The organism is Stenotrophomonas maltophilia (assembly GCF_004920835.1).
GTDB lineage: Bacteria > Pseudomonadota > Gammaproteobacteria > Xanthomonadales > Xanthomonadaceae > Stenotrophomonas > Stenotrophomonas maltophilia_AQ.
Window position 1 is genome coordinate 1 of record NZ_QFHO01000026.1, and the last position, 11,722, is coordinate 11,722.

Annotated in this window: 13 protein-coding genes; 5 read left to right on the top strand and 8 right to left on the bottom strand. The window is 67.5% G+C overall.

Annotation, left to right across the window (positions count from 1 at the left end):
* Nucleotides 1–205: 205 nt before the first annotated feature.
* The gene (gene phnF, locus DI041_RS16270; protein WP_169050354.1) at nt 206–952 is read left to right on the top strand and encodes a phosphonate metabolism transcriptional regulator PhnF; all 747 of its coding nucleotides are present in this window, start codon (nt 206–208) and stop codon (nt 950–952) included.
* A 40-nt stretch (nt 953–992) separates the two neighbouring features.
* On the opposite strand, the gene DI041_RS16275 is transcribed toward phnF, so the two are convergent.
* The 4 genes from DI041_RS16275 to DI041_RS16290 all read right to left on the bottom strand — a co-directional run bounded on the left by DI041_RS16275 (nt 993) and on the right by DI041_RS16290 (nt 5,135).
* On the bottom strand, nt 993–2,147 hold the full coding sequence (locus tag DI041_RS16275) for a TIGR03364 family FAD-dependent oxidoreductase (protein WP_248298493.1): 1,155 nt from the start codon (nt 2,145–2,147) through the stop codon (nt 993–995).
* A gap of 11 nt (nt 2,148–2,158) precedes the next feature.
* Nucleotides 2,159–3,454 (bottom strand): DUF5690 family protein, encoded by a 1,296-nt coding sequence (locus DI041_RS16280; RefSeq protein ID WP_136639393.1) that lies wholly within the window; start codon nt 3,452–3,454, stop codon nt 2,159–2,161.
* On the bottom strand, nt 3,451–4,140 hold the full coding sequence (locus DI041_RS16285; protein ID WP_136639394.1) for an HAD family hydrolase: 690 nt from the start codon (nt 4,138–4,140) through the stop codon (nt 3,451–3,453). Before DI041_RS16285 ends, DI041_RS16280 begins: the two co-directional genes overlap by 4 nt.
* Nucleotides 4,141–4,229: 89 nt before the next feature.
* Nucleotides 4,230–5,135, bottom strand: a complete 906-nt coding sequence (locus tag DI041_RS16290; protein ID WP_136639395.1) for a LysR substrate-binding domain-containing protein — start codon at nt 5,133–5,135, stop codon at nt 4,230–4,232.
* A gap of 98 nt (nt 5,136–5,233) precedes the next feature.
* Between DI041_RS16290 and DI041_RS16295 the strand changes: the two genes are divergently transcribed.
* Nucleotides 5,234–5,425 (top strand): hypothetical protein, encoded by a 192-nt coding sequence (locus DI041_RS16295; protein WP_046986035.1) that lies wholly within the window; start codon nt 5,234–5,236, stop codon nt 5,423–5,425.
* On the opposite strand, the gene DI041_RS16300 is transcribed toward DI041_RS16295, so the two are convergent.
* Nucleotides 5,422–6,975, bottom strand: coding sequence for an alkaline phosphatase (locus tag DI041_RS16300; protein WP_136639396.1), 1,554 nt, complete (start codon nt 6,973–6,975; stop codon nt 5,422–5,424). The two genes, DI041_RS16295 and DI041_RS16300, sit on opposite strands and share 4 nt — an antisense overlap.
* A gap of 119 nt (nt 6,976–7,094) precedes the next feature.
* On the opposite strand from DI041_RS16300, the gene DI041_RS16305 reads away from it, so the two are divergent.
* Nucleotides 7,095–7,889 (top strand): D-alanyl-D-alanine carboxypeptidase family protein, encoded by a 795-nt coding sequence (locus tag DI041_RS16305; protein WP_136639397.1) that lies wholly within the window; start codon nt 7,095–7,097, stop codon nt 7,887–7,889.
* Nucleotides 7,890–7,894: 5 nt separating this feature from the next.
* On the opposite strand, the gene DI041_RS16310 is transcribed toward DI041_RS16305, so the two are convergent.
* Nucleotides 7,895–8,488 carry a TetR/AcrR family transcriptional regulator gene (locus DI041_RS16310; protein ID WP_046986037.1) on the bottom strand — a complete coding sequence of 198 codons (594 nt, stop codon included), beginning with the start codon at nt 8,486–8,488 and terminating at the stop codon, nt 7,895–7,897.
* 16 nt (nt 8,489–8,504) lie between these two features.
* Nucleotides 8,505–9,101, bottom strand: coding sequence for an NAD(P)H-dependent oxidoreductase (locus DI041_RS16315; RefSeq protein ID WP_046986038.1), 597 nt, complete (start codon nt 9,099–9,101; stop codon nt 8,505–8,507).
* Nucleotides 9,102–9,228: 127 nt separating this feature from the next.
* On the opposite strand from DI041_RS16315, the gene DI041_RS16320 reads away from it, so the two are divergent.
* Nucleotides 9,229–9,759 (top strand): hypothetical protein, encoded by a 531-nt coding sequence (locus DI041_RS16320; protein WP_046986039.1) that lies wholly within the window; start codon nt 9,229–9,231, stop codon nt 9,757–9,759.
* A gap of 75 nt (nt 9,760–9,834) precedes the next feature.
* Here the strand turns inward: DI041_RS16320 and DI041_RS16325 are convergent, their stop codons facing one another.
* On the bottom strand, nt 9,835–10,662 hold the full coding sequence (locus tag DI041_RS16325; RefSeq protein WP_136639398.1) for an isocitrate lyase/PEP mutase family protein: 828 nt from the start codon (nt 10,660–10,662) through the stop codon (nt 9,835–9,837).
* Nucleotides 10,663–10,828: 166 nt separating this feature from the next.
* Between DI041_RS16325 and DI041_RS16330 the strand changes: the two genes are divergently transcribed.
* The gene (locus DI041_RS16330) at nt 10,829–11,575 is read left to right on the top strand and encodes a DOPA 4,5-dioxygenase family protein (RefSeq protein WP_136639399.1); all 747 of its coding nucleotides are present in this window, start codon (nt 10,829–10,831) and stop codon (nt 11,573–11,575) included.
* Nucleotides 11,576–11,722: the final 147 nt, after the last annotated feature.

Here is an 11,722-nt window from a genome sequence, read left to right on the forward strand (position 1 = left end):
CCCCTGCCCCACCGCGCGGATACACGGCCCGTCCAGCACCACGTGGCCGTGCACGACCTCGTCGGCCAGCACCAGCTTCAGGTTGTCGAGAATGCGCTCGCCCATGGATTTCGCCGTCTGTGTCATGCCGTTGCAACCGCAACGCGTTGATATGCCCGCACGTGCAGTGCACCTGTCTAGTCCAGCAGCCGCAGATGGAGGTTTGATGACCATGACCGACCCGGCCTTGACGCCGCGCGATTCGGCGCTGCCGCTGTGGCAGCAGATCGAACAGGCGCTGCTGCGGCAGATCCGCGAACGCCAGCTGGTGGAAGGCGACCAGCTGCCCTCGGCGCAGGACCTGGCCACGCGCTTCGCAGTCAACCGCCATACCGTGCGGCGCGCGATCGAGGCGTTGGAGGAGCGCGGCTACATTCGCACCGAAACCGGCCGCGGCAGCTTCGTGCAGGAGCATCCGTACCACTACCCGATCAGCCGACGCACGCGTTTCGGCCGGGCCATGCATGACCTGAACGTAGAAAGCCACTACACCCTGATCGACACCCGGGTGCAGGTGCCCAGCCGCCAGGTAGCGCGCGCGCTCGGCCTGATCGCTGGCGAGCGCGTGCATCGGGTGGTGTACTCCAGCCAGGTGGAAGACCGTACTGTGGACCACAGCGAAGCCTATTTCCCGGCCACCCGCTTCCCGGGGCTGGGCGAGGTGTTCGCACGCACGCCGTCGGTGACCCGCACGCTGGCCGCATTCGGGGTGACCGACTACCTGCGCCGGCACACCACGGTGATGGCGCGCCTGCCCGATGCCGAGGTCGCGCGCGTGCTCGGGCAATCGACGCGACGGCCGGTGCTGTGCGTGCATTCGCTGAATGTCGATCCACAGGGGCAAGCGGTGCAGTTCGGCATCACCTGCTTCGCCGGTGACTGGGTGCAGCTGATGGTCAGCAGCGATCTCTAGCGAAAGCGCGGCGGGCATTGCACCCGCCGCGTGCAGCGCCTCAGGCTGCGCGCCGCAGCGCCGTGTAGCGGCCGTCCACCAGCTCTTCGGCCAGACCGAAGCTGAGCGTCATGCCCAGGCCACCGCCACCGATGGCGTTGACGATGGTCACGCCCGGTGCCGGCTCGGCGACGAATTCGCTGCTGCCATCCAGCAGCTTGGGATAGATGCCGTGCCAGGTCTGCGCAATGCGCGCGTCGGGTACCTGCATGAAACGGGACAGGTAATCGAGCACCTTCTGGTTGATGGCGTGCTCATCGAACGGATCGTGCGTATGTGCGTAGGCATGCGAATCACCAATGGTGATTTCACCCTGGCCGTTCTGCGCGGCCATCACGTGGATGCCGAGCTCGATCAGGTCGGCATGCTCGGCCTGGTAACGCGCCTGCAACGGCGCGACATCGGCGGCCTCGCGGAATCCGGCGTAGTGCACCAGCGACAGGCCGCCACAGAGGGCCGCACCCAGGCGGAACCCGGACGGCTGTGCGGCCAACCGCAGCATCTGCAGCTTGCAGCGGGTCAATGGTGCTGCCGCGTACCGCTCCGGATACAACTGCTCGAACTCCGGACCGCTGCAGACGAACACCTGATCCGCCTCGAACAGGCGGCTGCCGGACCACACCCGACCGCTCTCCACCGCCGTTACCGGCGTGCGCCAATGGAACTGCACACCGTGCTGTTCATGCAGCATGTCCGGCAGCGCGCGGATCGCCTGGCGCGGATCGACCACCAGCTCATCGGCATTGAACAGCGCGCCGCGCAGCTCGCGCGCCACCAATGCCGGCGACTTCGCCAGCGCCGCATCCCGATCCAGCAGGCGGCATGGGCGCAGTTGCGCATTGGCCGTCGCATACTGCTGCAGCACGGCCCATTCGTCTTCGGCATGGGCCACATGCAACGAGCCACTGGGATCGTGCCAGAGGCCGGCCACGTCGATCAGCTCCTGCCAGATCTGCCGCGAGCGCAGCGCGCGCTCATACAGCGGTCCATTGGGCACGCCGATCGGCCAGACCATGCCGAAGTTGCGGATGGAGGCGCCGACAGCGCGTTCATGGCGCTCCAGCACGGTGACCTTGCAGCCACGCACGGCCAGCGCGCGGGCCACGGCCAGGCCGACGATGCCGGCACCGACCACGAGGGCGGTTGTGTTCTTCATGGGGGATGGACTCAGACGGAGGCGAGTGCTGGCATGCGGGCCAGGCGCAGCGCCTTGTGGTGGAAGTACAGCAGGGACAGCAGCAGGCAGGCACCGCCCAGCAACGACAGATGGATGACCGCACTGGAGAAAAAGCGCACCCACGACAGCTGCAGGCCAGAGAATTCGTGGCCAAGCAGGACCAGCACACTGCCCAGGTAGCCGAACGCATCGGCCAGGTACATCACGAAGCCGACGTTGCCAGCGACCTTGAAGGTGGCGATCAGGCGTTCGAAGAACACGCAGTTGAAGGGCACGTAGGCCAGGTACAGGCCGAAGCCCACCAGGCCCAGCCACGCCAGCGGATGCAGCATGCCTTCGCGGAACGCCAGCGTGCTCAGTCCTGCAGTGGCCAGGCCGATGAACATCAGCGCGTGCAACGCCATCAGGCCGTTGAGGTTGTTGCGGAACCAGGTCAGGCCGGCGGTCAGTGCCAGCACCGCGAACGCCACCGGCGTTTCGATGGCGGCGAACACGCCGGCGCTGCCACCGTAGCCCAGCTCGCGGAACAGCTCGGCTTCAAAGCTGTCGCGGAAATCGCGGACCACGGTCAGGCACACGTAGCACAGGATCATCAGCGCCAGCCCCGGCAGGAAGCGGCGCACGAAGGCGCGACGCTGCGCGCGGTCCATCGGTAGCCGCGGCGAGCGCTCGCGCAGGTCGGCGGCATCCGGGGCGGGAATGCGTTCCAGCATGCGTACCGACACCAGCAGCAGCGGCAGGAACAGCAGGCCGCACAGGAACGGCATCCAGAACTCGCTAACGCCCTGCAGCAGCAGCCATTTTCCGACCGACTTCACCACGCCGGAGGCCATGATGAAACTGGAGGCAAGGATCGCGCCCATCGCTTCGGTGGTCCGTCGCCCTTCCAGGTAGCTGAACACCAGGCCCCACACCATGCCCAGCGGCAGGCCGTTGAGGAACAGGAACGGGATGTTCCACGGCGCCGGCACCAGCGCGAAGCCGAGCAGTGCCAACCAGGAAATGCCGATCAGGCCCAGCAGCAGGCTGGCGCGGCGCTCGGCGCGCAGTTCGCCGATCACCCGCACGCCGATGAACTTGCTGCACATGTAGCCCAGCACCTGCGCCACCACCAGCCACACCTTGTAGTCGGCGCCGAACAGATGCTGGTCATCGAACGATGCGGCGGCGAATGGCTTGCGAAAGGCATACATGCACGCATAGGTGGACAGCGCGGCACTGCCGGCGAACACCGTCAGCGCCAACCGATGCCCCTGCAGCCGAGCCCGCAGCGAGGGCCGGCTCATGCAGCGGCGACCGTGCCGGAACGTGCCAGGCCGAGCAGCGCCGGCAGGCGGTCGAGGTGGTCGATGATGTGGTCCGGACCATGCGGCAGCAGTTCGGAACGGGTGAACGCACCGGTTGTGACCGCGATGTTCAGGCCGACGCCGGCATTGCGGCCTTCGTTGATGTCGACCTCGGTGTCGCCCACCTTCACTACAGCGGCGGCGTCATCCACACCGGTGCGCTGCATCAGCGCATGGATCATGTACGGCGCGGGGCGACCCATCGGGACCTCATCGCTGGCCACCAACGCATCGATGCGATCCTGCCAACCGAGCCGCTCGATGATCACCTCGGCAATGTCACGCGAGAAGCCGGTATCCAGGCCGATGCGGATGCCGTGCGCGCGCAGCGTTTCGAACAGTACCTCGGCACCCGGCAGCGGCGCGATGCCCGGTGCATGGCGGTAGCACTCGAGCATGCGCGCCACGAAGTCGGCATGGATCGGCGCCACGTGCGGGTCGTCCACCGCAGTCCCCAACAGGCGGGCGATCGCCTGCGGCTTGGGGTAGCCCATCAACGGGCGCACGTGCTCTACGTCGATGGCGTGGCCGGCGGCGGCCATCGCTTCAACGAAGGCGCGGGCGACCAGTCCCGGGTCGGCAACGGTGGTTCCGGCGATATCAAGAACGGCGAGGCGGTAGCGCATGGCGGCAGGCGGTGTTGGGTGGAGGTGCCCAGCTTCGCCGCGGCCGGCCACGCCCTGATGACAGCGGCCGGACAGGCCGGTGCACCTGTCTAGCCGTGCGGCCCTTGCCCTGCCATGTGCCGCACGTGCTCGGCGGCCTGCGCATGCAGCCAGTCGCGGAAAGCAAGGAAGCCACGATGGCTGGCCGAGCGCTGCGGGTACACCAGCCAATGCGGCCACGCCGTCTTCAGGCGCTGGCTGGACAGCGCAACCAGCTGGCCGGATTCCAGCAGCAGGCGTGCCCGGGTCACCCGTCCGAGCGCCACGCCCACGCCATCCAGCGCCGCGCGATGGTGCGCTTCCGAATCATCCAGCACCGCCACGAAGCGCGGCGGCGGGCTCTGCCCGCTCAAGGCGAACCACGCGCCCCACGCGCCGTCAGGATCACCCAGCAGTGGCCACTGGGTCAGCGGTACGCGGTCGATACCGCCCATGCGTTCAATCAGCGCCGGGCTGGCCATCGGCAGCAGCCACTCGTCAAACAATGGCTCCACCACCAGCCCGGGCCAGTGCCCTCTGCCCAGCCGCAGCGCCGCGTCGAACTGCCGCTGACGCTCGAAATCCACCAGGCGCTCACTCGACTGCAAGTTGATCTCGATCTGTGGGTGCTCAGCCACGAAGTGGCCCAGGCGCGGCACCAGCCAGGCCGACGCCATCGATGGCACCGCGCTGATCGTCAGCACGTGCTCGGCACGCGCGGCATAGGGCTGGAAGGCTTCGTTGATCGCATCCAGGTGCGGACCCACCTGGTCGAGCAGGCGCTGCCCCTCAAGGGTGAGGGTGACACCACGTGGCTGGCGGACCAGCAGCGGCTGCCCGAGCCGCTCTTCCAGCTGGCGCATCTGATGGCTGAGTGCACTGACGGTCAGGTTCATCGACGCCGCCGCGCGCGACAGGTTGCCGAGCCGGGCGGCAGCCACGAAACCCTGCAGGGCATGGAGGGGTGGGCGGGACATCAGGCTTGAATTCCTCTCAAGGCAAGCTTGCGGAAATGTCGCTTTTTCGCCTTCCATGCTGCCCGTATCGTGCAATCCACTCAAGTGGAGGTACGCACATGAACATCTTCAGCGGCCTGTTGTTCCTGCATGGCCATGTGACCAACGCCGAGCTGGCGCGGCAACTGGCCAGCCCTTCCCCGTCGCCGTCCCCGCCGCCCAGCAGCACTCCCGGTAGTGCCGGCCGCTGGCCGGCAGCGGCAAGATGCCCGGTCACCGAGGTTGCCGGCCAGCGGCAGGCACTACCCTAGCGCTGCAGTGCTTCCTGCACCGCCGCAGCCACGTCGGTGTTGTCGATGTAACTGCCGTCGTTCCAGCGCACATGCTGGCGGTAGCCCTCGTCGACGCCCCGCACGCGCTGGCCCAGCAGCTCCGACCCTGCCCCCTTGGCCCACAACGGCACCAGTGCATTGGAATGGTTGCCGGTGGGACGGAAGCTCATCCCCGGCATGCGTCCACGGCCGTTGTTGCGCACCGGCTCGAAGGCCACGCTCTGTGCATCCGGGCCCATCGGCATGCTGTTGTCGTGGTCGGTGGTGACGATCAGCAGGGTGCGTTCCCAGCCACCGTTGCGTTCGATCCACTCGATCACTGCTGTCACCGCGTCGTTGAACTCCACGGTTTCCTCGATCAGCCGGCCGTACTGCGGCTGGTCGCCGCACTGGCCGTAGTGCCATTCGGTGCCGCAGGCGCTGGTATGCGCGGCCCAGTCGGTAGCGCCACCTTCCACCATCAGGAACAGGCCCTCGGCCGAACGCTGCTGCAGGAACTGCAGCGCACCGCGGGTCATGGTTGCAAGATCCGGCACGCTGTCGATCTTCCTCACACCAGAAGGCGTGGCCGCATCCTTGCCCAGCACCTGCAGCTGGCGCGCCTGCTGCAGCGTGTTGGCCACGCGCGGCACGCCGATCAGCGGCCGGTCGGTCGGCAGCCGTCCCTGCGCCAGCGCAGCGAACGCCTCCTTGCTGCGGATCAGGCGCCACGGCCCGGACGGATTACCGGCGATGGTGCTGCCCGCTTCCAGCTGCTGCCAATCCTGCTGCGACACCCACTCCCACGGGTTCGCACAGCCCTCGGCCTTCACCGCGCCCGCGCCCGCGCCTTCGTCACAGGCATGGCCATCAACGCTGTAGCCGGGACCACCAGTACCCATCACCAGGTCCATGTGGCCCTGCGCCAGCATCTGGTGCGCAATGGCGTGATAGTTGTTGCGCGATTCGTTCTGCGCAGCGAACGCGGCCGGCGTGGCATGTGCGAACGGCACCGAGGTGACCACGCCGGTGGCCATGCCCAGGCGCTTGGCATGCAGCGTATTGAATTCCACCGCGTTGCCATCGTTGCTGTAGTTGATGGCGTTGTTGTAGGTCTTGATGCCCGAGGACAACGCCGTGCCCGCCGCTGCACTGTCGGTGGCGACCGCGGCCAGGTACTGGTAGCCGGCGAACGGCAGGTCCTGCGCGGGAACCGGTGAGTCATCCCATGCTTTGGCCGCGTCGTAGCCGAGGGTCTGCGCGTTGTCGCGGGTCGGCTGGCTGCTGGCGTTCAACGGATAGGTGGTCACGGCGAGGCGCTGCGGGAAGTCCGCATAGGGGGCGCCTTCGCGGCTGCCGTACTGCCAGTAGGCAGCCGCGTCCCAGGTGCCCCAACCGGCACCGTCGTTGATCATCACGATCACGTTGTGCGGGCGCGTGGTGCTGGCCGCAGCGGTATCGGCGCGCAGGTTCGGCTGACAGCCACCGAGCGCGAGCAGCGCGAGCAGCAGAGAGGAAGGGAGCCAACGGCGTGGCATGTGTGCAGTCATCGGAGGTCCCGTCAGGCCAGTGGCGGCCCATTATTTCGAACGTTATATCATTTCAATATTGCAGCTTCATGCAGCCGATGCGCACTATCCTGCGAGCTTCCCTCGCCACCGCAGCATCCATGCCGTCTTCTTCCCCTGCACGCGCGCCTCTCTCCTTCATCACCCTCGATGCCGCCACCTTCGAGGTGATCCATCAGGACAACGCCGGGGTCGCGCGGCAGCCGGCGTCGCTGACCAAACTGATGACCGCCTACGCAGCGTATGCGTGCATCGAAGAAGGGGGTCGCACATGGGACGAGGCGGTCACCATTGCCGCCGAAGACGTGCACGCGGTGGCCGATGATGAAACGCGGATGGGCCTGGTGCCCGGCGAAAGGGTCAGCCTGGCACGCTTGCTGGAAGGGTTGATGATCGTCTCCGGCAATGATGCGGCGCTGGCCATCGCGCGTCATCTGGACGGATCACAGTCTGCATTCCTGGACCGCATGAACCGGCACGCACGCCAGCTCGGCCTGCGCAGCACCTGGTTCGCCAGCGTCTCCGGCATCACCACGCCACACCATGCGTCCAGCGCCCGCGACATGGCAGTGCTGGCGGCCTGCCTGCTGAACGATCATCCGCAGATTCTGGCCGTCACCGCACAGCGCGCGTTCGCGCACGGCAGCTTCAGCCGCAACAACCAGAATGCCCTGCTTGGCGATGACGGCGTGGATGGCTTGAAGACCGGCTACACCCAGGCCGCGGGCTTCTGCCTGGCCGCCACCGCCTGCCAACCTGTGCCACGGCGCGCGCATCCGGTACGGCTGATCACAGTGGTGCTTGGCTCGGACAGCCGCGACGCACGCGATGCTCTGGTACGCGAACGGCTGGCCGCCGGATTCGCTGCGCTGGCCGGCAGCAGCGCCGACGCCTGAGCGGCTCAGCGCCGTTTGACGGTGGCCACGATCAGGCGTTGCAACTCATGTTCGGCCTCCATCTTGTCCAGGGCACCGGCGGCTACCCCTTCTGACAGGGTTTCGGCAGCACCGAGAATCGCCCAGCGTCCCGCCAAGGGCACTGTGCCATCGGCGGCGAACGGGCCCAGCCAGGCGTCGCAGTTGTTGATGAAGTCCTGCTGGTAACGCCGCCGCACCTCGTGCAGTTCCGGCGCGCCCACCAGCGCTGCGAGGATGCCCTGCACTTCACTGCCCTGGCTGAGGATGCAATCGATGTAGCCGGAGGCGATGGCTGCCGCGCGGTCGGCCAGCTGCGCCCGGGCGCGGCCGATGCGCTCGTGGAACACCACCGTCTGCCGGCCGTCGTAGTCATCGTAGAGCGCGGCCAGCAATCCGTTGCGGGTTACGAAGTGATCGTAGGCCACCGGCTTGGTCACGCCCGCGGCCTCGGCCAGCCGCCCCAACGTCAGCGCGTCGGTACCTTCGTCGCCAACCAGCGCCCAGGCCACATCCAGCAACTGGCGGGCGCGTTGCTCGCGGGTCAATCGGCGGCGCGTGGGAGCGGCGTTGGCAGGCATCGGCGGGACACGGCGATCAGTGCATTGGAGTTCCGATTTTACGGCCGATCTCCCCTGCCGACTGCAGATGCGCTTCGGCCGCACCGGAATCAGCGTCCAGCAACAGGTCAGACGACAGCACGCGCGCGCCGCAATAGTCGAAGATGCCCATGTCGATCTGGGTCTTCATCGCCGCGCCGTAGCCGCGTCGTTCGATCATGTCCGCGCCCGCGCCGCCGATCCCGACCAAGTGCACGCGCAACCGTCGCAGCTTCTTCTGCACCTTGCCATCGGCACCGTCCTGGTAGGCCCAGCCTTGGGCGAATACACGATCGATCCATCCCTTCAGCAGCGCGGGGAATGACCACCAGTACAGCGGGTAGACCAGTACCAGTGTGTCGGTGGCGTCCAGCCGCGCCTGCTCGGCGGCGACGTCGGCCGGAACTGCGCCGGTGCCACGGAACAGGGCCTGGTCCTGTGGGTTGAAGCGTGGATCGAAACCTTCGGCCATCAGGTCGGCGTGGGTCACGGTGTTGGCGGCATCCGCCGCGGTGATGGCTTCGCCGATGCGCTTGGCGATGGCATGGGTCAACGAGCCGGATTCAGGATGGGCGGTAACGATGAGGCTGTGCATGGGGGATGTCCGGAATTCACTAACTACCAATAGTAAGTAGTGATTGTCGGGATACCAGCGCCATGCGTGGGACGCTGTTTCCGCATCCGCCGTATAGTGCGGCGGTTCCCCCCAGAGATAGCCGAGAATGGATCGACGCCCGCTTCTCCCATTGCTGGCCCTGCTGCTGTCGGTAGTGCTGCCATCGGCCTTCGCAGGCGAACTCAGCCCCAGCGATTCAAAGGCATTGCGTCAGGACGTGCAGGCGATGCTGGATGCGTTCGGTCGCGGCGATGCGGAGATGATCATCGCGCGCACCCACCCCAGCCTGAAGCAGCTGGCCGGAGGCGATGATGCCTATGCACGGATGACCCGCGATACCGTGAAGGAACTGCGCAAGTCGGTCACCGTCATCAGCGACGAAGCCGGCATGCCCGGCCGCACCTACGCCGCTGGCGGCGAAGAGGTCAGCTTCGTGCCACGCCAGTCACTGTTGCGCGTGCGCGAATCGCCGATACGCAGCACCTCGTTCATGGTCGCTGTACGCCGCGTGGGAACTGCGGACTGGCGTTATCTCGATGGCACTGCGCTGCTGGACAACCCCGGGCTGCTGCGGCAACTGCTGCCGGCGCTGGAGCCGGAAGTGTCCATGCCCAAGGGCGGGATCGAGGCGCTGTAGTCGCGGGCTCATCCGTCCACGCATCGCGTGGACCTGCTGCCAATCTGCTCACCTGGGCCGGCACCCAGGTTTCCGTCAGCGGAACAGCGTATTCAACGCCGCGCCCGGGGCCGCCTGCTGCAGGCCATCGAAGCGGCCGCCCTGCACGATAGGCTGGGTGGCCTGCATCAAGCCACCCCAGGCCGCACGCGCCAGCGCACCGCCGAGACTGACCCGGCGCACGCCGAGTGCGGCGATGTCCTGCAGGCTCAGCGGCGTCGGCCCACCGACCAGCAGGTTCACCGGCTTCGAGCCCGCAGCGGCGACTACCGCACTGATCTGTTCGCGTGTACTGATGCCCGGTGCATACAGCACATCGGCACCCGCTTCGGCATAGGCGCGCAGCCGCTGCAGTGCGTCCTGCAGATCGGGCACTCCGACGAAGAAGTTCTCCGCCCGGCCGACCAGCAGCACCTCGCCGCCGGCACGGTCGATGGCCGAGCGCGCTGCACGCAGGCGCTGGACCGCCTCGTCGATCGGCCTCAACGGCGCATCGGCCACGCCACTGGCGTCCTCGATCGACAACGCGGCTACGCCGGTATCGATTGCCGCCGCCACGGCCTCCTCCACCGCGCGCGGTGTGGCGCCAAAGCCATCACCGAAATCGGCGTTCAACGGCAATGGCGTCGCCGCCACCATCAGCCGCAGATGTTCCAGCGTGGCCTGCAGCGAAACCGCGCCGTCTGGCCGCCCCTCGCTCCAAGCGCACCCGGCGCTGGTCGTGGCCAGCGCCTGGAAGCCCTGCCGCTGCAGGTAGCGGGCGCTGCCCACATCCCACGGATTGGGCAGCACGAAACAACCCTGTGCGTGCAGTTGGCGGAAGGTCGCGCGCTTGCGCCGGGTGTCGGCATCGGGCGAGGTCATGGCGGGCTCCAGGGCGGCAGACCTGCACCCTAGCCCGTCGATCGGCCGCGCTCAATGACAAGGGGTGAACGGGCATGAGGTGATACCGCCTGCTTATTGGACGCTGCCGAGGCAGGTGCCTGAGCGTGCTTGCCTGCCCCCGCTGCACGCTGCCATGGAGCCCTTCATGCACCCGGACCCACAGACCTCCGCCACCAACGCCCTGTTTGCTGCCGACGACGATGCCCAGTGGGCCGACCTGCTCTCGCCCACGCGCCGCCGGCTGATCGCCTCGGCCGGGCTGGCCGCCGGTGGCCTGGCCAGTGCCAGCGCGGCGGCCGCCCCGGCAGCCGCGCGCGCCGAAGCGGCGGCGAACACCACCGAGCCGGGCCGCCCCGGTTTCCGAGCCATTGTTCCGCCCGCGCCCCAAGGTCGCAGCCCTTGGGGCGAGGCCACGGTCAGCGAGTCGACTCCGCGTCCAACCAGTGTGCGCCCCGGCGAGGCCACCCTGCCGGCCACCCCGCGTGCCTACACCGATATCAGGAGCTATCACGCGCATATCTACTTCGACGAGGACAGCTTCGAGAAGGCGGCCCTGTTGCGGCGCTGGGCGGCCGAGCGCTTCCCGGTGGAGCTGGGCAACTGGAACCTGGAGCCGCGCGGCCCGCACGTCACGCCCTCGTTCTACTTCGGCTTCACCAACGACCTGCTGCCGGTCCTGGTGCCGTGGCTGCAGCTCAACAGCCTGGGCCTGACCATCCTGATCCATCCCAATACCGGTGATGGCCGCGCCGACCATCTGTATTACGCGTTGTGGGTGAACCGCGCGCAGCCGGTGAACGCCTACAACTGGCCGGCGCCGAAGCCGGGCGAGCAGGAGCCGCTGGAAGAAGTGTTTCCGAATGTGGTGCCAACGGTGCCGTTGGAGACGTGAGGGGGGCCAGATGGCTCAGTGGTGGGTGCGTCGCTTGCTGCGCACCGAACTCCGCCATCCACGCATGGCGTGGATCTACGGCATCACGGCCCATTGCGGCAGCAGCCATCGCCCGGCCTGCCGCCATCGTCGGCCTACGTGCATGCA